The 24,400-nt window shown below is 69.1% G+C and carries 21 protein-coding genes and 1 tRNA gene; 10 read left to right on the forward strand and 12 right to left on the reverse strand.

What is annotated here, in order from left to right:
• Positions 1 to 92 precede the first annotated feature (92 nt).
• Entirely contained in the window at positions 93 to 1,253 is a 1,161-nt protein-coding gene (locus ABID77_RS03085) for an acyltransferase family protein (RefSeq protein ID WP_429590700.1), read from the forward strand.
• 103 nt (positions 1,254 to 1,356) lie between these two features.
• Here the strand turns inward: ABID77_RS03085 and ABID77_RS03090 are convergent, their stop codons facing one another.
• From ABID77_RS03090 to lptF, 5 genes are read right to left on the reverse strand one after another with little or no spacing between them, the layout of a single operon-like run.
• A complete protein-coding gene (locus ABID77_RS03090; RefSeq protein WP_429590703.1) occupies positions 1,357 to 2,532 on the reverse strand; it encodes a pyridoxal phosphate-dependent aminotransferase in 1,176 nt (391 codons plus the stop codon).
• An 11-nt stretch (positions 2,533 to 2,543) separates the two neighbouring features.
• On the reverse strand, positions 2,544 to 3,485 hold the full coding sequence (locus ABID77_RS03095) for a CysB family HTH-type transcriptional regulator (protein WP_429590705.1): 942 nt from the start codon (positions 3,483 to 3,485) through the stop codon (positions 2,544 to 2,546).
• Positions 3,486 to 3,545: 60 nt separating this feature from the next.
• A complete protein-coding gene (locus ABID77_RS03100; protein ID WP_429590708.1) occupies positions 3,546 to 3,950 on the reverse strand; it encodes a sirohydrochlorin chelatase in 405 nt (134 codons plus the stop codon).
• A 57-nt stretch (positions 3,951 to 4,007) separates the two neighbouring features.
• Entirely contained in the window at positions 4,008 to 5,123 is a 1,116-nt protein-coding gene (lptG, locus tag ABID77_RS03105; protein WP_429590711.1) for an LPS export ABC transporter permease LptG, read from the reverse strand.
• On the reverse strand, positions 5,120 to 6,235 hold the full coding sequence (gene lptF, locus ABID77_RS03110; protein WP_429590713.1) for an LPS export ABC transporter permease LptF: 1,116 nt from the start codon (positions 6,233 to 6,235) through the stop codon (positions 5,120 to 5,122). Before lptF ends, lptG begins: the two co-directional genes overlap by 4 nt.
• Positions 6,236 to 6,256: 21 nt before the next feature.
• Here lptF and ABID77_RS03115 point away from each other — a divergent pair, with 21 nt between their 5' ends.
• The 4 genes from ABID77_RS03115 to ABID77_RS03130 all read left to right on the forward strand — a co-directional run bounded on the left by ABID77_RS03115 (position 6,257) and on the right by ABID77_RS03130 (position 9,954).
• Positions 6,257 to 7,861, forward strand: a complete 1,605-nt coding sequence (locus ABID77_RS03115; RefSeq protein ID WP_429590717.1) for a leucyl aminopeptidase — start codon at positions 6,257 to 6,259, stop codon at positions 7,859 to 7,861.
• On the forward strand, positions 7,858 to 8,301 hold the full coding sequence (locus ABID77_RS03120) for a DNA polymerase III subunit chi (RefSeq protein ID WP_429590720.1): 444 nt from the start codon (positions 7,858 to 7,860) through the stop codon (positions 8,299 to 8,301). Before ABID77_RS03115 ends, ABID77_RS03120 begins: the two co-directional genes overlap by 4 nt.
• Positions 8,298 to 8,606: a hypothetical protein gene (locus ABID77_RS03125; protein ID WP_429590723.1), complete on the forward strand. Its 309-nt coding sequence runs from the start codon at positions 8,298 to 8,300 to the stop codon at positions 8,604 to 8,606. The genes ABID77_RS03120 and ABID77_RS03125 overlap by 4 nt, the downstream gene beginning before the upstream one ends.
• Positions 8,607 to 8,754: 148 nt before the next feature.
• The gene (locus ABID77_RS03130; RefSeq protein ID WP_429590726.1) at positions 8,755 to 9,954 is read left to right on the forward strand and encodes a branched-chain amino acid ABC transporter substrate-binding protein; all 1,200 of its coding nucleotides are present in this window, start codon (positions 8,755 to 8,757) and stop codon (positions 9,952 to 9,954) included.
• 98 nt (positions 9,955 to 10,052) lie between these two features.
• Here ABID77_RS03130 and ABID77_RS03135 read toward each other — a convergent pair whose 3' ends face one another.
• Positions 10,053 to 10,979: a polyprenyl synthetase family protein gene (locus tag ABID77_RS03135; protein ID WP_429590729.1), complete on the reverse strand. Its 927-nt coding sequence runs from the start codon at positions 10,977 to 10,979 to the stop codon at positions 10,053 to 10,055.
• 99 nt (positions 10,980 to 11,078) lie between these two features.
• Here ABID77_RS03135 and crtY point away from each other — a divergent pair, with 99 nt between their 5' ends.
• The 3 genes from crtY to ABID77_RS03150 are packed head-to-tail and all read left to right on the forward strand — an operon-like array spanning position 11,079 to position 16,059.
• Positions 11,079 to 13,583, forward strand: a complete 2,505-nt coding sequence (gene crtY / locus ABID77_RS03140; protein WP_429590732.1) for a lycopene beta-cyclase CrtY — start codon at positions 11,079 to 11,081, stop codon at positions 13,581 to 13,583.
• Complete coding sequence (locus ABID77_RS03145; protein ID WP_429590735.1) at positions 13,580 to 15,076, forward strand: phytoene desaturase; 1,497 nt, start codon at positions 13,580 to 13,582, stop codon at positions 15,074 to 15,076. The genes crtY and ABID77_RS03145 overlap by 4 nt, the downstream gene beginning before the upstream one ends.
• A 17-nt stretch (positions 15,077 to 15,093) precedes the next feature.
• On the forward strand, positions 15,094 to 16,059 hold the full coding sequence (locus tag ABID77_RS03150) for a phytoene/squalene synthase family protein (RefSeq protein ID WP_429590738.1): 966 nt from the start codon (positions 15,094 to 15,096) through the stop codon (positions 16,057 to 16,059).
• Between the two features lie 10 nt (positions 16,060 to 16,069).
• Here ABID77_RS03150 and ABID77_RS03155 read toward each other — a convergent pair whose 3' ends face one another.
• From ABID77_RS03155 to ABID77_RS03170, 4 genes are all read right to left on the reverse strand, one after another.
• Entirely contained in the window at positions 16,070 to 16,579 is a 510-nt protein-coding gene (locus ABID77_RS03155; protein ID WP_429590741.1) for a sterol desaturase family protein, read from the reverse strand.
• A 215-nt stretch (positions 16,580 to 16,794) separates the two neighbouring features.
• Positions 16,795 to 16,885: transfer RNA gene (locus tag ABID77_RS03160), tRNA-Ser, on the reverse strand.
• Between the two features lie 26 nt (positions 16,886 to 16,911).
• Entirely contained in the window at positions 16,912 to 17,841 is a 930-nt protein-coding gene (locus ABID77_RS03165; protein WP_429590743.1) for an SPFH domain-containing protein, read from the reverse strand.
• A 48-nt stretch (positions 17,842 to 17,889) separates the two neighbouring features.
• Positions 17,890 to 18,315 (reverse strand): NfeD family protein, encoded by a 426-nt coding sequence (locus ABID77_RS03170; RefSeq protein ID WP_429590746.1) that lies wholly within the window; start codon positions 18,313 to 18,315, stop codon positions 17,890 to 17,892.
• A gap of 138 nt (positions 18,316 to 18,453) precedes the next feature.
• On the opposite strand from ABID77_RS03170, the gene ABID77_RS03175 reads away from it, so the two are divergent.
• A complete protein-coding gene (locus ABID77_RS03175; protein ID WP_429590749.1) occupies positions 18,454 to 20,751 on the forward strand; it encodes an Orn/Lys/Arg decarboxylase N-terminal domain-containing protein in 2,298 nt (765 codons plus the stop codon).
• A gap of 57 nt (positions 20,752 to 20,808) precedes the next feature.
• Here the strand turns inward: ABID77_RS03175 and ABID77_RS03180 are convergent, their stop codons facing one another.
• Both ABID77_RS03180 and fabI read right to left on the reverse strand, forming a co-directional pair.
• Positions 20,809 to 21,678, reverse strand: a complete 870-nt coding sequence (locus tag ABID77_RS03180; RefSeq protein WP_429590752.1) for a DNA ligase — start codon at positions 21,676 to 21,678, stop codon at positions 20,809 to 20,811.
• 55 nt (positions 21,679 to 21,733) lie between these two features.
• The gene (gene fabI / locus ABID77_RS03185; RefSeq protein WP_429590755.1) at positions 21,734 to 22,519 is read right to left on the reverse strand and encodes an enoyl-ACP reductase FabI; all 786 of its coding nucleotides are present in this window, start codon (positions 22,517 to 22,519) and stop codon (positions 21,734 to 21,736) included.
• 197 nt (positions 22,520 to 22,716) lie between these two features.
• On the opposite strand from fabI, the gene ABID77_RS03190 reads away from it, so the two are divergent.
• On the forward strand, positions 22,717 to 24,396 hold the full coding sequence (locus ABID77_RS03190) for an extracellular solute-binding protein (protein WP_429590757.1): 1,680 nt from the start codon (positions 22,717 to 22,719) through the stop codon (positions 24,394 to 24,396).
• The last annotated feature ends 4 nt before the right edge of the window (positions 24,397 to 24,400 follow it).

A 24,400-nucleotide genomic window follows, 5' to 3' on the forward strand; every position in this document is an offset into this window, starting at 1 on the left:
AATAACAACTTGGTCGGATGTAGGCATGATGTACTACGAATTCAATCAAGGTAAACCCGCACGCCTTGCCTGCTTCCACCTCTGATTCCTCCATGCACGCATCCAACCTGTCCCGCTGTTTCAACGACAAATGGAGCGTTCTGGCATTGATGAGGTTCGCGCTGGCCTCCATCGTGGCCATCACCCACCTCTCGGATTTCGGGCCGCTGGGCGTGTGGGCGTTCATCCCGATGTTCGGCGCCTTCGAAGCCATCGCCGGATTCCTGGTGATCAGCGGCTATTCCATCGGGGCGTCCTATCAGAAGGAATCGAAGGGCTTCATCTGGCGGCGCGCCCGCCGCATCTATCCGGTCTACCTGGCGAGCATGGTCATCGTGTGCGTATCCGCGGTCCTGCTGGGCGGCAAGTGGCCCGGTTTCTGGGAGGTCGTCGTCAACGTCCTGTTCCTCAACCAGATCGTCACCTCGACTTCGCTGGTGGGGCCGGCCTGGAGCCTGTCGCTGGAGTTCTGGCTCTACTGCCTGACGCCGCTGCTCTTCGGCCTGTCGGACAAGACCATCGTGCGTCTGATCGCCGCGTCCTTTGTCGCCTTCTGCGTCTACACCTGCGGCCGGACGCTGTTCCACTGGGACTTCTATGCGGGCGTGGGGTACGGCCTGAACCTTCCGTTCCTGGCCTTCATCTGGCTGGCCGGACTCCGCCTGGCCCGGCGGCCGGATGCCACGGTTCCCGTGCTGAAGATGATCGGCCTGCTGTTCGGCCTGCACATCCTGCTGACGGCGACGATCCAGTTCGGCTTCCGGCTGAAGAACGGCAAGCTGCCGCTGTTCTTCAGCGGCGACGTCTGGAGCCTGCTGATGCAGGCGGCCACGCTCGCGGTCGTGGTCTACCTGTTCGCCCGCGTGCTGCGGCCGGACGTGGAGCGCACGCCGTCGCACGTCATGCGGTGGCTGGGCGACATCTCCTTTCCGCTGTACCTCGTGCACTACCCGATCTTCACGCTGCTCGACAGCACCGGATTCAAGTCGCCGGTGCTCTATTTCCTGACCGCCATCGCGGCGGCGGCGGTGCTCTACCGCACGGTCGACTTCTATTCGCAGCAGCGGCCCGTCGTCGTCGACGCGCCGGCGGCCGGAAAGCGCGGCTTCGCGTTCGGCCGGTCGGGGGGTGCGTCGGTACCGGTGCCGGTGCCGGTGCCGGTCAGGGTCAACGAGCCGACGAACGCCAGCCGGAATTCGGTGGATCGGAACTGACGCCGAGAGCCGATGTGAAGGCCTCGCCCCGATGGCGGCCTGCGGGCCGCTGCGCACGGCCTTCCCACGGTTCCCGGACGGGTGTGGGTGCCCGCCGTGGGAGTCAGAGCTGCGCCAGCCGCTCCAGCGCCAGTTCCAGCGTCGCATCCTGCTTGGCGAAGCAGAAGCGCACCACGCGCTGGTCGAAACCGTCGCCGTAGAAGGCCGACAGCGGGATCGCCGCCACGCCGATCTCCTCGACCAGCCACTGGCAGAAGGCCGCCTCGTCGAGGTCGGTGACCGGGGCGATGTCCACGCACTGGAAGTACGTGCCGGCGCTGGGCAGCAGCTTCAGGCGCGTCTTCGCCAGGCCGGCGGCGAACAGGTCGCGCTTGCGCTGGTAGAACGCCGGCAGGTCGAGGTAGGGCCGCGCATCGGCCATGTAGTGCGCGAGCGCGTGCTGCATCGGCGTGTTGACCGTGAACACGTTGAACTGATGCACCTTGCGGAACTCGGCCGTCAACGCCGCCGGCGCCGCCACGTAGCCGACCTTCCAGCCGGTCACGTGGTACGTCTTGCCGAAGCTGCTGACGATGAAGCTGCGCGCCGCCAGGCCGGGGAAGCGCGCCGCGCTCTGGTGGCGCTCGCCGTCGAAGACCATGTGCTCGTAGACCTCGTCGGCGATCACCAGCACGTCGGTCGGCGCCAGCAGGTCCTCCAGGGCGCGCATCTCGGCGGCGCTCCAGACGGTGGCGCTGGGGTTGTGCGGCGTGTTGACGACGATCGCGCGCGTCCGGGGCGTCAGCGCCGCAGCGATGCGGCCGAAGTCGGGGCGGAAGGTGCCGGGGGTGAGGGGCACGCGCACGACGGTGCCGCCGGCCAGCTCAATGTTAGGCACGTAGCTGTCGTAGCAGGGCTCCAGCACGATCACCTCGTCGCCCGGGCGCACCACGGCGAGCACCGCCGTGATGATGGCCTGCGTGGCGCCGGCGGTGACGGTGATCTCGCTGCCCGGGTCGTAGCGGTGGCCGTAGAGCGCCTCGATCTTGGCGGCGATCGCCTCGCGCAGGGCCGGCACGCCGGGCATCGGCGGGTACTGGTTGTGGCCGGCGGCCATCGCCGCGCCGACGGCCGCGGGCAGGGCCGGGTCGCAGCCGAAGTCCGGGAAGCCCTGGCCGAGGTTGACGGCGCGGTGCTCGGTGGCGAGCGCCGACATCACGGTGAAGATGGTCGTGCCGACGGCGGGCAGCTTGGTCGCGACGGCCGGCGTGCGGGGTGTGGAGACGGAGGAGGTCGACATCGCCGGCATGCTCACAGTTCGTAGTCTTCGGGGTGGCCGCTCAGGGCCTTGGCGATCAGGTTGCGGTCGAGCCGGTCGCTGAGCAGCTCGGCGAACTTGAAGACGAAGTTGCGCAGGTAGGCGCTGCGCTTGAAGGCGACGCGCGCGACGTTGCTGCCGAAGAGCTGTCCCATCGGCCGTACCACGAGGTCGGCGTTGGAGTCGTCGCGCACCGCCATCTCCGCCACGATGCCGATGCCCAGGCCGAGCCGCACGTAGGTCTTGATGACGTCGGAGTCGATCGCCTCCAGCGCGATGCGCGGCGTCAGCTTCTTCTGCGCGAAGGCGTGGTCGATGCGCGTGCGCCCGGTGAAGGAGGGGTGGTAGGTGATGATCGGCTCGGCCGCGAGGTCCTCGAGCGTCAGGCGTTCCTTGGCCGCCAGGGGGTGCTCCTTGGGCAGCACCAGCACGTGCTGCCACTCGTAGCACGGCAGCGTGACCAGCTCGGCATAGCCGTCGAGCGATTCGGTGGCGATGCCGATCTCCGCGACCTCGTCAATCACCATCCGCGCCACCTGGTCGGGCGAACCCTGGTGCAGGCTGACGTTGACCTTGGGATAGGCCTCCCGCAGGTTCACCACCGGGATCGGCAGCACGTAGCGCGCCTGGGTGTGCGTGGTGGCGATGGACAGCGTGCCGCTGTCCTGGGCGCTGAACTGCTCGCCGATGCGCTTGAGGTTGCCGACCTCCCGCATGATGAGCCCGATGCTCTCGATCACGTGCTGGCCGGGCTCGGTCACGCGCTTGAGGCGTTTGCCGTGGCGCGCGAAGATCTCGACGCCGAGCTCCTCCTCCAGCTCGATGATGGCCTTGGACACGCCAGGCTGCGACGTGTGGAGCGCCTTGGCGGCCTCGGTCAGGTTGAGGTTGCGCCGGACGGCTTCCTGGACGAATCTGAATTGATGCAGGTTCATAACGAATTTGTTTTTATATGTAATTCATTATGCCGTAAGAATCTATAGGAACTGTTGTATTCAGCCGTCGAGCGCGATGTGCGCCAGCAGATCGATCACGCGCGGGTCTTCGCCGACGGCCGACGCCACGCCGACCTCCACCGACGGATGCGCGGCGCGCAAGGCGTCGACCAGCAGCGGCAGGTCCTCGCGCGCATGCTTGCCGATGCCCAGGAACAGCGGAACGATGCGCAGCGTCGTCACACCCTCGGCCGCCAGTCGCGCCGCGGCAGTGGGCAGGTCGGGCTCGACCATCTCGAGGTAGGAACAGGCGACCAGGACCTGCGGGTCCTGCGACCGGATGCGCGCGGCCACGGCCTCGACCGGTTCGCGCCAGCGCGCGTCGCGCGAGCCGTGGGCGAAGAGCAGGACGCCGCGGCGCGCGGCGGCGGTCGTGGTCGTGGAAGAGGATCGGAGGTCGGTCATCGGAGGCCGCAGGTTGGTAATGAGGGTGGCGACGAGGACGAGGACGCGGATGCCATGCTAGCGCCGCAGCACCAGCCAGCCAAAGGTCGCGAGCGACAGCACCGTGTAGATCAGCCCCGGCGCCGCCGCCGTCAGCCACGGCAGCCAGTTGCTCAGGTTGCCGATGTAGCCGAACACGTTGTTGAGCAGGAAGAAGCTGATGCCGATCATCACGCCGCCGAAGACGTAGCTGGTGATGCCCTTCTGGCGGAAATGCAGGTAGGCGAAGGGCAGGGCGAGCACCACCATCACCAGGCACGACAGCGGATAGAACACTTTGCGCCAGAACTGGATCTCGTAGCGCTGCGCCGTCTGCGCGTTGGCCTCCAGGTGGCGGATGTACTCGAACAGGTCGATGGTGGGCATGCGCTCGGGCTTGAGCAGCGCCACCGAGATCATCTCGTTGGTCAGCGACGTCGGCCAGCGCCATTCGGGCAGGGTGGTCGTCTGGATGCTCGCCGTGTCCTTGGCGTTGCGCGTGTCGTAGCGCTGGCGTTCGACCTGCGACAGCACCCAGGCGCCGTCGACGATGCGCGCCGAGGCGGCCGAGGTCTGCGACGACACGTAGCCCTTGGCGTCGAACTCGAAGATGCGCGGTGCCACCAGCATGCCGTCGCGGTTGAGGGCCGAGACGTTGACCGCGTAGGACATGTCGCCCTGCTTCTCCTTGAGCCAGGCGCCGGTGATGCCGGTCGCGGCCGCGTACATCTCGCCCCGGTAGCGCGACTTGACCAGCTGCGCGGCGCGGTCGGCATAGGGCGCGACGTAGTCGCCGACGGCGAAGGTCAGCACCACGAAACCCAGTCCCAGCAGCAGCAGGGTGCGTAGGGCGCGCCAGGGTCCCAGGCCGCTGGTGCGCAGGATGGTGTATTCCGAGCTCTGCGCCAGCCGCGCCATCACGAAGATGGTGCCGATCAGCACCGCGATCGGGAGCAGTTCGTAGAGATGGCTCGGCACCAGCAGGGCGACGTAGAGCAGGGCCTGCGGCACGCCGTAGTCGAGGCTGTCGGAGCGGCCGATGCTGGAGAGCTCGTCGATGAAGTCGAAGAAGAAGAACAGGGCCAGGAAGCCCAGGGTGACGAAGGCGACCGACTTCAGCACCTCGGCGTAGATCAGGCGGCGGATGGTTCTCACGGGCGCGGGTCCGGGGTCGGGGTCGAGGGCACGGCGGCCTGGCGCGTGCGTCGGACCCAGTTGTTGTTGCGCTTGGCCAGCCAGAGCGAGGTCAGTGCCAGCACGCCGCCGTGCAGCACGACGAGGTAAGCGGCCATGCCGATGCGGCCCGAGCCGACCCAGCTCTGGCCGAGGTTGATCATGTTGAGGTAGACCACGAAGGCGAAGAAGGCCAGCATCAGGTTGCCGCTGCGGCCCACGCGCGGGTTCACGCTGGTCAGGGTCAGTGCCAGCAGCACGAAGTTGGCGCCGGCCAGCAGCATGCCCAGGCGCCAGCCGAGTTCGCCGCGGTTGATCGGCGTCGGATCGGCCAGGAGCGCCGTCGTGGGCAGCGAGCGCGCCGGCTTGGCCTGCAGCGAGTTCGCCGCGTCCCCCCCGACCTTGGCGCCGTAGGTGCCGAATTCGCTGATCTTCAGAGGCCCGGCGGCGAGCGGGCGTTCGAGCCGCTGACCGTTGCTCAGCAGCAGATAGCGCGCGTCGTCGATGGTGTCGATGCGGCCGCTGCGCGCCGACGTGACGAGCTGCTTGCCACGCTCGATCGAGGAAATGAAGACGTTCGTCGCCGTGGCGCCGTCGGGTGTGTCCTTGTCGATGAAGAAGACGCGGTTGCGGCCGGCCGACTCGCGGAACTCGCCGGGCGTGATGCGTTCGAGGTCGCCGCGGCGCTCGTACTGGTCGCGCATGCCCTGAGTCTGCGAATTGGCCCAGGGCCAGCCGAAGACCGCCAGCAGGCCGACCAGCACCAGCACCGGCCAGGCGAAGCGGAACAGCGGCTTGACGAAATCGACCAGTCCGCGACCGCTGGAGAACCAGATGACCATCTCGCTGTCGGCGTACATGCGCGAGAGCGTGCCCACGATGGCCACGAACAGGCTCAGGCTCAGGATGGTGGGCATGTAGCCGAGCACGGTGTAGGCCATGACCAGCAGCACGTCCGACGGATCGACGCTGCCCTTGGACGCCAGGCCGAGCGTGCGGATCAGCATCATGGTCATCACGATGGTGGCCAGGACCACCAGGGTGGCGCTGAAGCTGCGCGACAGCTCCTTGCGTAGGGAGGAATGAAATAACATCGTCGGAGGAAAAAAAGGATTATGGACTTCCAGCTCAAGACCCTCACGACCGCCCAGGCGGCGAACGACAAGACCGACGCACTGATCGTGCTCGTCGCCGAACAACCCGGGGTCGAGGCGGTGGCGAAGTCCTCCTCCTCTGCCGCCGCGCCCAAGGACGACGCGCTCGCCGCGCTGATCGGCCAGGTCCGCGAGGCCGGCGACCTGCCGGCCAAGGCGGGCAAGCTGCTGTCGCTCTACCGCCCAGCGGGCATCGCCGCACCGCGCGTGGTGCTGGTCTCGACCGGCGACGGCCTGCCGGGGTCGGTGCGCAGCGCCGTGCTGGCGGGCGTCGGCGCGGTCAAGGCGGCCAATCCCAAGCGCCTGACGATCGTCTTCGCCGGCGCGACGCAGCCGCCGTCGGTGCACGCGGCGGTGCTCGCCGTGGCCGATGCCACCTATGTCTACGTCACCACCAAGCCCAAGGCCGAGGCGCGCAGCGTGCGCCAGTTGGTGCTGGGCCTGCCCGATTCGGGCGCCGCGGCCGATGCGTTCGCGCAGGCCTCGGCGACGGTCGCGGGCATCGAGCTGGCCAAGGAGTGGGGCAACCGTCCGTCCAACCACGCCACGCCCACCCTGCTGGGCGAGGCCGCGCGCGAACTCGCCGCGCTGCCGCGCATCCAGTGCGAGGTGCTCGGTCCCAAGGAAGTCGCCAAGCTCGGCATGGGCTCCTTCATGGGCGTCGCGCAGGGCTCCGACGAGCCGCTGCGCTTCATCGTGCTGCGCTACCAGGGCGCGGGCAAGGGCGAGGCGCCGGTCGTGCTGGTGGGCAAGGGCATCACCTTCGACACCGGCGGCGTCTCCATCAAGCCCGCCGCCGACATGGACGAGATGAAGTACGACATGTGCGGCGCGGCCAGCGTGCTGGGCGTGTTCCGCGCGCTCGGCGAGATCCGGCCGGCGATCAACGTCGTCGGTCTGATTCCCTCGTGCGAGAACATGGTCAGCGGCCGGGCGCTCAAGCCCGGCGACGTCGTCACCAGCATGAGCGGCCAGACCATCGAGGTGCTCAACACCGACGCCGAGGGCCGCCTGGTGCTGTGCGACGCCCTGACCTACGCCCAGCGCTTCTCGCCGCGCGCGGTGATCGACATCGCCACGCTCACCGGCGCCTGCGTGGTGGCGCTCGGCGGCGTGCGCAGCGGCCTGTTCGCGTCCGACGACGCGCTCGCCACCGCGCTGGCCGAGGCCGGCGAGCGCGCCCTGGACCGTTGCTGGCGCATGCCGCTGGACGACGAGTACGCCGACGGTCTGAAGACCAGCTACGCCGACGTCGCCAACATCGGCGGCCGGGCCGGCGGCGCGATCACCGCGGCCAAGTTCCTGCAGCGCTTCGCCGTCGATGTCCCGTGGGCTCACCTCGACATCGCCGGCACGGCCTGGAAGAGCGGCGCGGCCAAGGGCTCGACCGGCCGGCCGGTGGGCCTGCTGCTGGCCTACCTGCTGGCGCAGGCGGAAGCGGGTGTCGCCGGCACGGACGGTGGCGCCGCGGAACCGGCCGTGGCGAAGACGCCGCGCAAGAGCGCGCGCAAGGCGGCAGCCAAGTCGTCGCAGTCCGCCGCGAAGTCCGCGCGCAACGCGCCGTGACCGGCATCGATTTCCACTTCAACACGCCCGACAAGGTCCATCACGCCTGCCGCCTGCTGCGCAAGGCCGTGGCGGGGCATGGGGCCCGGGTGGTGGTGATCGGCGACGCCGCGACGCTGGATGCCGTGGACGCCGCGCTGTGGCAGCTGTCGCCCGCCGACTTCATCGCGCACTGCCGCGCCGACGCCGCGTCCGGCATGCTCGCGCGCTCGCCCGTGGTGCTGTCGGCCGCCGGTGGCGACGCGGGCGTGCCGCACCACCAGGTGCTGCTGAACCTGGGCGCGGAGGTCCCGGCCGGGTTCGGCCGCTTCGAGCGCCTGATCGACATCGTCAGCGACGACGAGACCGACCGGCAGGCGGCGCGGGCGCGCTGGCGCCACTACGCCGACCGCGGCTATGCCATCACTCGGCACGATTTCCAGGCCGGAGGCCGCGCATGACCGAACCGATTCCCACCCGCACGCCGCCGCGCTTCGTGCCCACGTTGACGTCGGTGATCGAAGCCGGCCGCGCCGACACCACCGACGCGGACCCGATGGAGGAGCGCATCCTGCAGCGCCTCATGGCGCAGATCGACGGTGAACTGGAAACCCGCCTGGGCGACGCCGTGGCCGCCGCGGTCGAGGCGCAGCTCGACGTCATGGTGCCGCGCCTGCGCCGCGACATGCAGGCCGCGCTGCGCGTCCTGATCGGCGAGGCGATGGCGCGAGAACTTGCGGAAAACCCCCGGTCGCCCGCCGTCTGAACCCCGTCGCGCGCGGGCTACACTGCGCCCGGCTCGGCCACGCACGCAAGGGCCCGGACGCACGACGGCGCGGAACTTGCTCCGCTGCCCAAGGTGGTTTCAACGACCGGTTTCCCGTCACTCTCAACTCGTTTCCTGGAGTTTTCTCATGCAATTGAAATGGACCGCGGTCGCACTGGCCGCCCTGACCCTGGTGGCCTGCGGCAAGAAGGAAGAGGCAGCGGCACCCACCGCGACGCCGACGGCCGCCGCACCGGCCGCCGCCCCCGCGGGCGAGACCATCACCGTCAAGATCGGCCACGTCGCTCCCGTCAGCGGGGCGATCGCGCACCTGGGCAAGGACAACGAGTTGGGCGCCAAGATGGCCATCGAGGACCTGAACGCCAAGGGCATCAAGATCGGCGGCAAGACCGCCAAGTTCGAGCTGCTGCCCGAGGACGATGCCGGCGATCCGAAGCAGGGCACCGCCGTGGCGCAGAAGCTGGTCGACAGCAAGGTCAACGGCGTGGTCGGCCACCTGAACTCCGGCACCACGATCCCCGCCTCCAAGCTCTACAGCGACGCCGGCATCCCGCAAATCTCGCCGTCGGCCACCAACCCCAAGTACACCCGCCAGGGCTTCAAGACGACATTCCGCGTCGTCGCCGACGACACGCAGCTCGGCGGCACGCTCGGCCGCTATGCGGTCGACACGCTCAAGGCCAAGAACATCGCCGTCATCGACGACCGCACGGCCTACGGCCAGGGCGTCGCCGAGGAGTTCGAGAAAGCCGCCAAGGCCGCCGGCGCGACCATCGTCGGCCACGAGTTCACGACCGACAAGTCGACCGACTTCAACGCCATCCTGACCAAGCTCAAGGGCGCCAAGCCCGACGTGTTGTTCTTCGGCGGCATGGACGCCGTCGGCGGCCCGATGCTCAAGCAGGTCAAGCAGCTGGGCCTGAACGTCAAGTTCATGGGCGGCGACGGCCTGTGCACGGGCGAGCTGGCCAAGCTCGCGGGCGACGCCATCGGCGAGGACATGGTGGTGTGCGCCGAGGCCGGTGGCGTCGACGGCGACTTCAAGGGCCCGCTGGATGCCTGGAAGACGAAGTTCAAGGCGAAGAACGGCGTCGACGTGCAGATCTACGCGCCCTACGTGTACGACGCCGTCCAGGTCCTGGCCGCGGCCATGGAGAAGGCCGGCTCCGCCGACCCGGAGAAGTACCTGCCCGAGGTCGGCAAGATCGACTACAAGGGTCTGACCGGTCCCATCGTGTTCGACGAGAAGGGCGACATCAAGAACGGCGCCCTGACGCTCTTCACGTACAAGGGCGGCGCCCGCACGCAGATCTCCGTGGTGCGCTGAGCGCGACGGACTTCCACCGGTCTCCGGGCCGGTGCGCAACGGAAAAAGGGGCCTCGCGCCCCTTTTTTGCTTTTCGTCGCGCCGGCGCGGACCCGGGCTCAGGCGCCGTCGGGAATCAACTGGCGCACGTAGCGCGCCAGCGACGCGTCGGGCCCCAGCGCCACCAGCAGCGAGGCCTGGGCCCGCGCCATGTGCTCCGCCAAGCGACCGCGCGTGGCCGCCAGTCCCAGCAGCGCGACGAGGGTCGACTTGTCGGCGTCGCGGCCGACGTCCTTGCCCAGCGTCGCGCTGGTCCCGCAGGCGTCGGCGATGTCGTCGGCGAGCTGGAACGCCTGGCCGAATTCGGCGGCGAAGGCCGCCAGCGCCACCCGCGTGGCGGCGTCGGTCTGCGCGGCCAGCGCGGCCATTTCCACCGCGGCGGTGAACAGCGAGCCGGTCTTGAGCTGGTTGGTCTGGACGATCGCTTCGGCATTGCGCTGGATGCGTCCATCGTGCAGGTCGCGGCATTGGCCGCCCACCAGTCCGCGCGGTCCGATGGCCTCGGCCAGCACCGTCATGCAGCGCACCCGCACGGCGGGCGCCAGCGTGCTGCTGCCCGCCGCGGCGAAGGCCTGGCCCAGCAGCGCGACGGCCGCCAGGATGGCGATGTCGTCGCCGTGGAGCACGTGGAGGGCGGGGCGGCCGCGGCGCAGCCGCGCGTCGTCCATGCAGGGCAGGTCGTCCAGGGCGAGCGACGCGGCATGCACCATTTCCAGCGCGCAGGCCGCGTCGATCACGTCGCCGGCCTCCACGCCCAGGTCCCCGGCCGCCAGCAGCAGGAGCAGCGGGCGCAGCCGCTTGCCCGGTGCCAGGGCGCAGTCGTGCATCGCGCGGGAGACGGTGTCGGTGTCGGGCTGCGGCGCCGGGATCCAGGCCAGCAGGCGTTCGTCGATGCGCGCATGCAAGGCCTCCACGTGGGCTGCGAAACCGATCGACGCGATCACATCGAGTGCCGGGAAGGGGCGGAGGACGGAGGAGGGCAGCATGAGCGGCTTTTTATAGCGTGACAAATGTCAAAGCGGTGTCGGCCGACAGCGCACGCTCCCGCGACTGCCCAGAATCGACCGATCGTCCCTCCGCCCTCCATGCCTCACCTCGCGATCATCGCGCCTCCCTTCACCAGCCATGTTCGCGCCCTCGAGGCATTGGCAGATGCATTGCACGAGCGCGGCCACCGCGTCAGCTGGCTCCACCAGGCCGACGTCGGCGCGCTGATCCGTAGTCCCCGCATCGAATTCCATGCGTTGGGCGCGGCCACGCATCCGGCCGGCTCGCTCGACGCTGTCGTGGCGCGCGCCGCCCGACCGGGCGGGCCGTCAGGCCTGCGACGCGTGATCCGCGACGTCGCCGCGACCACCGACATGCTCTGCCGCGAGGCGCCCGCGCGGCTGCGGGCGCTGGGCGTCGATGCGGTCGTCGCCGACCAGATGGAGGCCGCCGGCGGCTTGGTCGCCGCGCACCTCGGGCTGCCGTTCGTCTCGGTCGCCTGTGCCCTGCCGGTCGATCGCGAGCCCCGGATTCCCCTGCCGGTGATGCACTGGATGGCCGCCACCGATCCGGCCGGGCTGCAGATGAACCAGGGCAGCGAGCGGGTGTACGACTGGCTGATGCGCCCGCACGCGGAGGTCATCGCGCGCCATGCCGCCGCCTTCGGACTGCCACCGCGCACGCGGCTCGACCAGTGCCTGTCGCCGACCCTGCAGATCGCGCAGACGGTGGACGGCTTCGACTTCGCGCGCGAGGCCGCGCCGCCGACGCTGCACGCGGTCGGCCCCCTGCGGGGTGTGGCCGGACAGCAGGACACGCTGGAGCGCCATGCGCCCGGCCTCGTCGCCGACCGTCCCGTCGTCTTCGCCTCGCTGGGCACGCTGCAGGGTGGCCGGTTCCGGCTGTTCCTGCGGATCGCGCGCGCCTGCCGGGCGCTGGGCGCGCAGCTGCTGGTGGCGCACTGCGACCGGCTCGACGAGCGTCAGGCCGAGGCCCTGCGTCGCGCCGGAGCGACGTGGGTCACCGGCTTCGCGCCGCAGCACGCCGCCGTGGCACGAGCGGACGTCGTCGTCACCCACGCCGGACTCAACACCGTCATGGACGCCCTGGCCGCCGGCAAGCCGATGCTGGCGCTGCCGATCGCCTTCGACCAGCCCGGCTGCGCGGCGCGGGTGGTGCACGCGGGCGCGGGACTGCGGCTCTTTCCGGGACTGACCACCACCGGCGCGATCCGCGACGCGCTCCGGCGCCTGCTGGACGAGCCCCGCTTCGCCGAGGCGGCGCGGTCGCTGGCGCCGGCGGTCCGTGCGGCCGGCGGCACGATGCTGGCGGCCGATCTGATCGAGCGGATGCTGTCCGGGCGAGCCATCGAGCGTCCGGCCGCCGCGCCGGCGACGATGCAGCGGACGACGATGCCGGCGACGGACTGCGACCTGCTGCTCGTCGGCGGCGGCCTGAGCAATGGCCTGATCGCCCTGCGCCTGGCGCAGCGGCGTCCCGAACTGCGCGTGATCGTCCTGGAGCGCGGCGACACGGCCGGCGGGAACCACACGTGGTCGTTCCACGACGCCGACCTCGACGCGGCGCAGAACGCCTGGGTCGATCCCCTGGTGGCGCATCGCTGGCCGGCCCACGCCGTGCGATTTCCGGAGCGCCGGCGCCGGGTCGAGGGCGGCTATGCGTCGATCCCCTCGGCGCGTTTCGACGCCGTGCTGCGCGAGCGCCTGGGCGACCGACTGGTCCTGGGTGCCGAGGTGCGGCGACTGGATGCGCGCTCCGTCACCCTGGCCGACGGCCGCGTGCTGACGGCCGGCTGCGTGCTCGACGGCCGCGGCGCGCGGCCGGGTCCGCACGTCGCGCTCGGCTTCCAGAAATTCCTCGGCCAGGAGATCCGCACGGCCGCACCGCACGGCCTGACCGAGCCGGTGCTCATGGACGCGACGGTCGATCAGCACGATGCCTACCGCTTCGTCTACCTGCTGCCGTTCACGGCCGACACCTTGCTCGTCGAGGACACCTACTACGCCGACGGCGGCGACTTCGACGACGCCGTGCTGCGCGAGCGCATCGCCGACTACGCCCGCTCGCAGGGCTGGCGCATCGCCGAGGTGCTGCGCGAGGAACGCGGCGTGCTGCCGATCGTGCTGGCCGGCGACATGGAGGCCTTCTGGTGCGACGCGGCCGAGGGCGCGGTGCCGGTCGGGTTGGCGGCGGCGCTGTTCCATCCGACCACCGGCTACTCCCTGCCCGACGCCGTCCGCCTGGCCGACCTGATCGCGGCGCTGCCCACGGTCGACGTGGCGTCGGTGCGTGCAGCCGTGCGCGGGCACGCGTTGCGCGCCTGGAACGACCGGGGCTTCTTCCGCCTGCTCAACCGCATGCTGTTCCGCGCCGCCGAGCCATCGCGGCGCTGGCGCGTCATGCAACGCTTCTACGGCCTGCCGGCACCGCTCATCGCCCGCTTCTACGCGGCCCGGCCGACCTTGTCCGATCAACTCCGAATTCTCACGGGCAAGCCGCCGGTGCCGCTGGGCGCCGCGCTGCGGGCCGCCCTGGCGACCGACCTGCGCGGCGCGCCCGAACTCCAGGAACACACGTCATGAAACCCGCCCGCAGTGCCGTCGTCGTGGGAGCCGGCTTCGGCGGCCTCGCGCTGGCCATCCGCCTCCAGTCCGCCGGCGTCCGGACCACCCTGCTCGAGGGGCGCGACCAGCCCGGCGGGCGGGCCTACGTCTATCGCGACCAGGGCTTCACCTTCGATGCCGGGCCGACCGTCATCACCGATCCCTCGGCCCTGGAGGAACTGTTCGCGCTCTCCGGCCGCCGCATGGCCGACTACGTCGAACTGCTGCCCGTGGCGCCGTTCTATCGCCTGTGCTGGGAGGACGCGCCGCCGTTCGACTACGCCAACGACCAGGCCGACCTCGACGCCCAGATCGCCGCCCGCTCGCCCGAGGACGTCGAGGGCTACCGGCGCTTCCTGGCCTACTCGCGCGCCGTCTTCGACGAGGGCTACGTCAAGCTCGGCACGGTGCCCTTCCTGTCGTTCCGCAGCATGGTGCAGGCCGGGCCGGCGCTGGCCAAGCTGCAGGCCTGGCGCAGCGTCTACGGCATGGTGTCGAAGTTCATCAAGGACGAGCACCTTCGCCAGGCCTTCAGCTTCCATTCGCTGCTGGTGGGCGGCAATCCGTTCGCCACCTCGTCGATCTACGCGCTCATCCACGCGCTCGAGCGCGAATGGGGCGTGTGGTTCCCGCGCGGCGGGACCGGCGCCTTGGTGCAGGGCATGGTGCGCCTGTTCGAGGACCTGGGCGGGACGCTGCGCCTGAACGCGCCGGTCGAGCGCATCGAGCTGGAGAAGCGCCGGGCCACGGGCGTGGTGCTCGGCGGCGCATCGGCCGGCGAGCGCATCGCCGCCGACATGGTGGCGAGCAACGCCGACGTGGTCCACACCTACGAGGCGCTGCTCGGCCACGAGCCCCGTGGTCGGCTCGAGAGCAAGCGTCTGAAACGCAAGAACTTCTCGATGTCGCTGTTCGTCATCCACTTCGGCCTGAAGCGTCGACACGAGCACCTGCGTCACCACACGGTGTGCTTCGGCCCGCGCTATCGGGAGCTGATCCAGGAGATCTTCCACGGCAAGGAATTGGCCGACGACTTCTCGCTCTACCTGCACGCACCCTGCGTGACCGACCCGTCGCTCGCGCCCGAGGGCTGCGGCGCGCACTACGTGCTGGCACCCGTTCCCCATCTTGGCAACGCTGACATTGACTGGGCCGTCGAGGGTCCGCGCTTCCGGGACCGTATCTTTCGATACCTGGAAAAGTATTACATCCCCGATCTGCAGGCCGACCTCGTGACCAGCCGAATCTTCACTCCCGCCGACTTCCGCGACGAACTGGGCGCGCACCTGGGCTCGGCCTTCTCGCTGGAACCGCTGCTGACGCAGAGCGCGTGGTTCCGCCCGCACAACCGCGACCGGCTGATCCGCAACCTCTACATCGCCGGTGCCGGCACGCACCCGGGCGCGGGCGTGCCGGGCGTCGTGGGGTCGGCCAAGGCGACGGCGGGGCTGATGCTGGAGGAGGGTGCATGAGCAATCAGAGGTCCGCTGTGCGTCGACCCGGTGTCGACAGCACCTCGATCCACGCCGAGCAGGCCATCCGCCAGGGCTCCAAGAGCTTCGCCGCGGCCGCCCGGCTGTTCGACCCGGCCACGCGCGACAGCGCCGTCAAGCTCTATGCCTGGTGCCGGCATTGCGACGACGTGATCGACGGCCAGTCCCTCGGACACGGTCAGGTCGAGGGCGATCGCGGCGATGGCGCCGCGCGCATCGCCGAACTCCGCGCCCTCACGCGCGCCGCCTGCCGTGGCGATCCGATGACGCACCCGGCCTTCGTCGGCCTGCAGGAGATCGTGCGGACCCACGGCATTCCCGAGCACTACCTGATGGAGCACCTGGCCGGTTTCGCGATGGACGTCGATCCGGACGTGCGCTACGAGTCGATCGACGACACCTTGCGCTATGCCTGGCGCGTCGCCGGCGTGGTGGGCGTGATGATGGCGCTGTTGATGGGCACGCGCGGCGGCGACGCGGTGCCGGCGAGCGTGCTCGATCGCGCCTGCGACCTGGGCGTGGCCTTCCAGTTCACCAACATCGCGCGCGACATCGTGGAGGACGCCTGCATCGGCCGCGTCTACCTGCCGGCCCAATGGCTGCGGGAGGCGGGGCTGCCGGTGGGCGATCCGGCGGCGCTCGCGCGGCGCGAGCACCGCGCGGCGCTGGCCACCGTGGCGGCGCGGCTGGTGGAGGCGGCGGAGCCGTACTACCGCTCGTCCATGACCGGTATCGCCACGCTGCCCATCCGCTCGGCCTGGTCGATCGCCACCGCACGGGGCGTGTACCGGCACATCGGGCACTTGGTGCGCGAGCGGGGTGCCCGGGCCTGGGACCAGCGCGCCGCCACGTCGCGCTGGGACAAGCTGCGCTTCGTGGCGCGGGGTGGCATGGTGGCGTTGCTGTCGCGCGCGCTGCCGCCGCGTTCGCGGGCGCCGCAGCTGTGGCGGCGACCGGTCTGACAGAGCGAAACTAGATTTCCTGGTCGGGACGGCGCCGCTGGTCGGCGCGCCGCACCTGAGCCGCCTGCAGCTGCCGCTTGAGGCGCTGCGGCGACGGGGCCCACAGGAAGCCGAAGGACACGCAGCCCTCGCGCCCCTGCACCGCGTGATGCAGGCGATGCGCCTGGTAGAGCCGCTTGAGGTAGCCGCCGCGCGGCGTCCAGCGCAATGGCCAGCGCCGGTGCACCATGCCGTCGTGCGCCACGAAGTACAGCGCGCCGTAGAGCGTCATCCCCGCGCCGATCCATTGCAGCGGCCAGGCACCCCGCGTGCCGAACCAGATCAATGCGATCGCCACCCCCGCGAAGACGATTGCGTAGAGGTCGTTGGCCTCGAACCAGCCGCGCCGGGCCTCGTGGTGCGACGCGTGCCAGCCCCAGCCGAAGCCGTGCATCACGTACTTGTGCGCCACCCAGGCGAAGACCTCCATGCCGGCGACGGTGGCGAGGACGATGAGGGTGTTGGCGAGGAAGGGGGGCACGGCGGTCGATGACAACGATGAGAACGGCGGCGACACCGATCGGCGAGTCGCAGGTCCCATTGGATATCGTTTTCGAAATGCACGTCTCGAAGGCGGGCATCCCGCCTCGTCGTGAGGCCGTCTCGTCGGGGCGAAAAAAAAGGCCCCGTGAAGGGCCTTTTCCTGAGCGTCCGACATCCGGGTTGGAAGGCCGGGTCGTTCGTCTCGATGTCTTCTGGCGGAGCAGGCGGGATTCGAACCCGCGGAGGGCTGTTAACCCTCACACGCTTTCCAGGCGTGCGACTTAAACCGCTCATCCACCGCTCCGCGAAGCCCTCGACTATAGCAGCGTTTCAGTTCATGGTCGTCGGTTTGCCGGCCTGCACCATGCGCATCGCCGAGGCGATCAGCGCCGAGGTCTCGGTCATGTTGCCCGGCACGATCAGGGTGGTGTTCGAATCCGCGGCGACCTTGCTGAAGGCGTCGACCGCGCGCTCGGCGATCTTGAGCTGCACGGCCTGCTCGCCGCCGGGCTGCCGGATGGCCGCGGCCACGCGCTCGATGGCGCCGGCCGTGGCCTCGGCCAGGGCGGTGATCGCGGCCGCCTCGCCCTGGGCGTTGTTGATCTGCGCCTGCTTCTCGCCCTCGGAACGGGCGATGAAGGCCTCGCGTTCGCCGGTGGCGATGTTGATCTGTTCCTGGCGCCGGCCCTCGGAGGCGGCGATGAGGGCGCGCTTGCCGCGTTCGGCCGTGATCTGGGCCTGCATCGCCAGCAGGATCTCCTTGGGCGGCGTCAGGTCCTTGATCTCGTAGCGCAGCACCTTCACGCCCCAGTTGAGCGCCGCCTCGTCGATGGCCGCGACCACCTGGGCGTTGATGACGTCGCGCTCCTCGAAGGTCTTGTCCAGTTCGAGCTTGCCCACGACGCTGCGCAGCGAGGTCTGCGCGAGCTGCGTGACGGCGACGATGTAGTTGGACGAGCCGTAGCTCGCGCGCATCGGATCGGTGACCTGGAAGTAGAGGATGCCGTCGACCTGCAGCTGCGTGTTGTCGCGCGTGATGCAGATCTGGCTGGGCACGTCCAGCGGGATCTCCTTCAGGCTGTGCTTGTAGGCCACCTTGTCGATGAAGGGGATCAGGAAGTTGGCCCCGGGCGTCATGGTGCTGTGGTACTTGCCCAGGCGCTCGCGCACCCAGGCGTTCTGCTGCGGCACGAACTTCACCGACTGGCTGATGAAGATGACGGCGATGACGAGGAAGACGATGGGAACGGAATATTCCATGCGGCGCTTTCGGTGGAGGAAGTGAAGGGGCGATGGACCGGCGACGCCTCAGAGCCGGTCGACGACGAGCCGGCTGCCGACGATCTCGCCGACGCGGTGTTCGCCGGGTTCGGGCGCATGGCCGTCGCGCGGGATGGCGGTCCACTGCGCCCCGCGGTAGCGCACGCTGGCGGTGCCGTCCGCGTTCCAGCATTCGATGTGGACGTGCGAGCCGATGTCGAGGTTGACGTCGCGATTGGCCCGGCTGGGCGGTGGCGCGGGCCGGCGCCGGCGGATGGCGTACCACGCGGCCACCGCGCCGAGACCCACCACCGCCGCCGTCGAGATCTGCGCGCCGAGCCCGAAGCCCGCGTGCGCCATCAGCGCGGCGGCCGCGAAGCCGATGCCCAGCAGCAGCAGGTAGATCGTGCCCGAGAGCAGTTCCAGCACGATCGTGCCGCCTGAAACCAGCCACCAGAAAGTGGAATTGGCCATGTGCAGTTCCTCCTTGCGCAATGGCTGTCATTCTCGGCGCATCGGTCCGTCCCGTTCTGTCATGCGGATTCCGTACACTTCGCGCCTTTCCCGATCCCCCACCACCGTCCCGTCGCCCGTTTCCTGGAGCCTTGCCGCATGAAATTTCGCTTTCCCATCGTCATCATCGACGAGGACTTCCGCGCCGAGAACACCTCGGGACTGGGCATCCGCGCCCTGGCGCAGGCCATCGAGAGCGAGGGCCTGGAGGTGCTGGGCGTCACGAGCTACGGCGACCTGAGCCAGTTCGCGCAGCAGCAGAGCCGCGCCAGCGCGTTCATCCTGTCGATCGACGACGAGGAGTTCACGCCGGGCCCCGACCTCGATCCGGCCGTGCTCAACCTGCGCAGCTTCATCGAGCAGGTGCGGCGCAAGAACGCCGAGGTGCCGATCTACATCTACGGCGAGACGCGCACCTCGCGCCACATCCCCAACGACATCCTGCGCGAGCTCCACGGTTTCATCCACATGTTCGAGGACACGCCGGAGTTCGTGGCGCGCCACATCATCCGCGAGGCCAGGAGCTACCTCGAAGGCGTGCAGCCGCCGTTCTTCAAGGCGCTGATCGACTACGCCGAGGACGGCTCGTACTCGTGGCACTGCCCCGGCCACTCCGGCGGCGTGGCCTTCCTCAAGAGCCCGGTCGGCCAGATGTTCCACCAGTTCTTCGGCGAGAACATGCTGCGCGCGGACGTCTGCAACGCGGTGGAGGAGTTGGGCCAGCTGCTCGACCACACCGGCCCGGTGGCCGCGAGCGAGCGCAACGCGGCGCGCATCTTCAATGCCGACCACTGCTTCTTCGTCACCAACGGCACCAGCACCAGCAACAAGATGGTGTGGCACCACACGGTGGCACCCGACGACGTGGTGGTGGTGGACCGCAACTGCCACAAGTCGATCCTGCACGCGATCATCATGACCGGCGCCATTCCGGTCTTCATGAAGCCCACGCGCAACCACTTCGGCATCATCGGCCCGATCCCGAAGAGCGAGTTCGAGCCCGCCGCGATCAAGGCCAAGATCAAGGCCAACCCGCTGCTCGCCGGCGTCGACCACGACAAGGTCAAGCCGCGCGTGATGACGCTCACCCAGTCGACCTACGACGGCGTGATCTACAACACCGAGACCATCAAGACGATGCTCGACGGCTACGTCGACACACTGCACTTCGACGAGGCCTGGCTGCCGCACGCCGCCTTCCACCCGTTCTACGGCGCCTACCACGCGATGGGCAAGCGCCGCGTGCGGCCCAAGGAGTCGCTGGTGTTCGCCACCCAGTCGACGCACAAGCTGCTCGCCGGCATCAGCCAGGCCAGCCACGTGCTGGTGCAGGACTCGCAGAACCGCGCGCTCGACCGCGACCTGTTCAACGAGGCCTACCTGATGCACTCCTCGACCAGCCCGCAGTACGCGATCATCGCCAGCTGCGACGTCGCCGCGGCCATGATGGAGCCGCCCGGCGGTACCGCGCTGGTGGAGGAGAGCATCCTGGAGGCGCTCGACTTCCGCCGCGCCATGCGCAAGGTGGAGGAGGAGTTCGGCAAGGACGAGTGGTGGTTCAAGGTCTGGGGCCCGGAGAAGCTCGTCGACGAGGGCATCGGCCGCGCCGAGGACTGGATCATGAAGGGCGAGGGCAGCACCGACAGCAAGGCCAAGAGCGCCAAGCGCAACTGGCACGGCTTCGGCAAGCTGGCCGACGGCTTCAACATGCTCGACCCCATCAAGTCGACCATCGTCACGCCCGGACTGGACCTGCAGGGCAAGTTCGCCGACACCGGCATCCCGGCCAGCGTGGTGACCAAGTTCCTGGCCGAGCACGGCGTGATCGTCGAGAAGACGGGGCTCTACAGCTTCTTCATCATGTTCACCATCGGCATCACCAAGGGCCGCTGGAACACGCTGCTGACGGCGTTGCAGCAGTTCAAGGACGACTACGCGCGCAACCAGCCGATGTGGCGCATCCTGCCGGAGTTCTGCCAGCAGCACCCGGTCTACGAGAAGCTCGGCCTGCGCGACCTGTGCCAGCACATCCACAAGCTCTACGCCCGCTACGACGTCGCGCGCCTGACGACCGAGATGTACCTGAGCGACCTGACGCCGGCCATGAAGCCGAGCGACGCCTTCGCCCACATCGCGCATCGCAAGACCGAGCGCGTGGAGATCGACGAGCTCGAAGGCCGCATCACGACCAGCCTGATCACGCCGTACCCGCCGGGCATCCCGCTGCTCATCCCGGGCGAGGTCTTCAACAAGAAGATCGTCGACTACCTGAAGTTCGCCCGCGAGTTCAACCGCGAGTGCCCGGGTTTCGAGACCGACATCCACGGCCTGGTGGCGCGCATCGACGAGACCGGCAAGAAGCGCTACTACGCCGACTGCGTGCGCAAGCCGGACTGAAGACCGTCGAAGACGGGGGCGGCGGGCCGGTGGTCCGTCGGCTCCCGGGCCGGGCGTTCAGTTCGCCGGCGTTGCCGGCATGTCTTCGCGCACGCGCAGGAAACGCGCGAAGCGCGGCAGCCCGTCGGGGTGCGTGCCGTTGTAGCGGTAGGTGATCCAGGCGCCGATCGGCGGCGGATCGTCGCGCTGCGCATCGGTGAAGCCACCGCCCAGCCGGAAGCGCTGGCCGTCGGGCATCTCCACCAGCAGCGCCCCCAGCCGTCCGGCATGCCGGCCCTTGCCTTCCAGGTGCGCCACCACGCGCGCCTCGGCGTCGTCGTAGGGCTTGACCTTGAGCAGGTCGGCATTGCGCTCGCCGCGGTAGAGCGACGCGCCGCGGTGCAGCACCAGGCCCTCGCCACCCATCTGCACCGTCTTGTCCATGAGCGCGTGCAACGCCTCGTGCGTGGTCGCGCGCTCCTGCGCCACCGGCACGACCCACGGCGCGCCGACGATGGGCAGGAGCTTGCGCAATGCCGCTAGGCGGGTCGTGAAGTCGCCCGGCTGCTTGGGCAGGTCGAACACCATGAAGCGCATCTCGCGCCAGGCGAGGTCGTTGGGCGTCTGGCTGCGCACGGTCGAGACGGCGAGCGCGAAGCGGCCGCGCCCGGCCCACAGTTCACCGTCGAGCGGCATGCGCGGCAGCGGCGCCGTGAACCAGGCCGGTGCCGCGACACGCTCGCCGCCGCGCGTCCACAGGGCGCTGCCGTCCCAGTAGCCGCGCACGCCGTCGTACTTCTCGCTGACCCAGTAGTCTTCGAGCGGTACGCCCTGGCGGTAGACGTCGGCCAGCATCAGCGCCGGCGGCGATGCCGCACGGCTGGCCAGGACCGCCGGTGCGATCAGGGCGGCGATCGCCGCCCGGAGCAGAGCGCGTCGTTCGGGCATCAGGAAACGACGGGGAAGTCGATCTCCAGGATGGCGCTCGGGATGGACGGCCTTCTCAGGCCTCGGCGATGCCGCCGACCACCTGGCTGAAGCCGCCGTCGACGTAGGTGATCTCGGCCGTCACGCCGCTGGCGAGGTCGCTCAGCAGGAACGCGGCGACGTTGCCGACCTCGTCGATCGTCACGTTGCGCCGGATCGGCGACACGTCGGCGACCACCGACAGGATCTTGCCGAAGCCCTTGATGCCGCTGGCGGCCAGGGTCTTGATCGGGCCGGCGCTGATGCCGTTGACGCGGGTGCCCTTCGGTCCCATCGACTCGGCGAGGTAGCGCACCGAGGCCTCCAGGCTGGCCTTGGCCAGGCCCATGGTGTTGTAGTTGGGCAGGGCGCGCTCGGAACCGAGGTAGGTCAGGGTGAGCAGGGCCGACCTGTCGTTCAGGTAGGGCAGCGCGGCCTTGGCCATGGCCGGGAAGCTGTAGGCGCTGATGTCGTGCGCGATGCGGTAGCCCTCGCGCGAGAGGCCGTCGAGGAAGTCGCCGGCGATCGCCTCGCGCGGCGCGAAGCCGATGCTGTGGACGAAGCCGTCGAATTTCGGCCAGGTCTGCGACAGGTCGGCGAAGAGCTTGTCGATCTGGGCATCGTCGGCGACGTCGCAGTCGAAGATCAGCGTGGAATCGAACTGGGCCGCGAACTCGGCGGTGCGGTCCTTGAAGCGCTCGCCGACATAGCTGAACGCCAGTTCGGCACCCTGCTGGTGGCACGCGCGGGCGATGCCGTAGGCGATCGAGCGATTGCTCAACACGCCGGTGATCAACAGCTTCTTGCCGGTGAGAAAACCCATGGATCCGTCTCCTGAAAATCGTGGGGCAGAATTCTCGCATGCGAATCTGGCTGCTCTCGGCGTTGGCGCTCCTGGCTTTCTCGGCGTCCCCGTCCTGGGCGGCGCATGGACTGGGGATGGGATACGAGCCCAAATACCCGGCGTCGTTCAAGCATTTCGACTACGTCAATCCCGACGCTCCCAAGGGCGGCGACCTCATGCTGTCGGCCAGCGGAACCTTCGACAAGCTCAATCCGTTCACCTTGCGTGGCGTGCCCCCGGCGGGCATGGGCTACAGCGCCAACGGCTTCGTCTTCTCGGAATACGGGCTGGTCTTCGAGTCGCTCATGACGCCCAGCGAGGACGAGCCGTTCTCCAGCTATGGCCTGCTCGCCGAGGACGTCGAACTCGCCGCCGACCGTCTGAGCGTCACGTACCGGCTCAACCCCAAGGCGCGCTTCTCCGATGGCTCGCCGGTGCTGGCGCAGGACGTCAAGCATTCCTTCGACACGCTGGTGAGCAAGCAGGCCGGGCCGACGTTCCGCTCCTACTGGGTCGACATCAAGGGCGCGGTGGTGGTCGACGATCGCACGGTGCGCTTCGATTTCAAGCGCCGCAATTCCGAACTGCACATGATCATCGGGCAGATGCCGGTGTTCTCGCGGGCCTGGGGAGGCGGCAAGCCGATCGACCAGATCGTGAGCGAACCGCCAATCGCGAGCGGCCCCTACGTCGTCGACCGGGTCGACTTCGGCAAGCACGTGTCGTACCGCCGCCGTGCGGACTACTGGGCGGCCGACCTGCCCGTGCGCAAGGGCATGTTCAATTACGCCACGGTGTCCTACCAGTACTTCAAGGACCGGCTCGGCGAGGAGGAATCCTTCAAGGCGGGCATGTTCGATGCGCTGGAAGAGCGATCGATCATCGCCTGGATGAGGCGCTATACCGGGCGCCGCTTCGATTCGGGCGAACTGATCAAGGAAGAGATTCCCCACCGTCGCGCCACCGGCATGCAGGGCATCGCGGTGAACCTGCGACAGCCCCGGTTCACCGATGTCCGGGTGCGCCGGGCGCTGGCGCTGGCCTTCGATTTCGACTGGCTCAACCAGCACCTGTTCTACGGTCGTCGGGCCCGCACGACGAGCTATTTCCAGAACAGCGACGACCTCATGGCACGGCGCGACGTCACCCCCGACGAGCAGGCGATCATCGATGCCCTCAAGAGCCGGCAGCGTTACCTCGACAACACGCGCGGTGAACTGCCCCGGCCTGCCAGCACGGGCGACACCGCAGCGGGTCTGCGGCGCAACCTGGTCGAAGCCCAGGCCCTGTTGGGCGAAGCCGGATGGACCTACCGCGACGGCGCACTGCGCGACCCGGCAGGCGAGCCGTTCGTGATCGACCTCGACATCGCGGACAGGAGCTCGGGGACGGTGCTCGCGCCCTATGCCCGCAACCTCGGCAAGCTCGGCATCACGCTCAACTATCGTCTGCGCGACCCCAGCCTGCTCAAGAAGAAGCTCGACGATTTCGACTTCGACATGGCGATCAGCGTCCTGGGCGGTTCGACGAGCCCGGGCAACGAATTGTTCGACGATCTGGGCTCCAAGGCCGCGGCCGAGAAGGGCAGTCAGAACCTCAGCGGAATCAGCGATCCGGTGATCGACGAGATCCTGGAGGTTATCGTCGACAGTCCGGATCGCAGATCCCTCGCCGCGGCCGCGCGGGTGCTCGATCGTTATTTGCTGCATCAGCACTACGTGGTGCCGATGTATTACGGGAAACAGTACTTCATGGCCCACAAGCGCTACATGCGGCGTCCCGCCGCCGCCTTGCCGCAACGCCTGCTCGTCGATTCGGCGATGCTGACGATGTGGTGGATCGATCCGGCAAAGTAGACAT

This window comes from Variovorax sp. PvP013 (genome assembly GCF_050435945.1).
In the GTDB taxonomy this organism is placed as follows: domain Bacteria; phylum Pseudomonadota; class Gammaproteobacteria; order Burkholderiales; family Burkholderiaceae_C; genus Variovorax.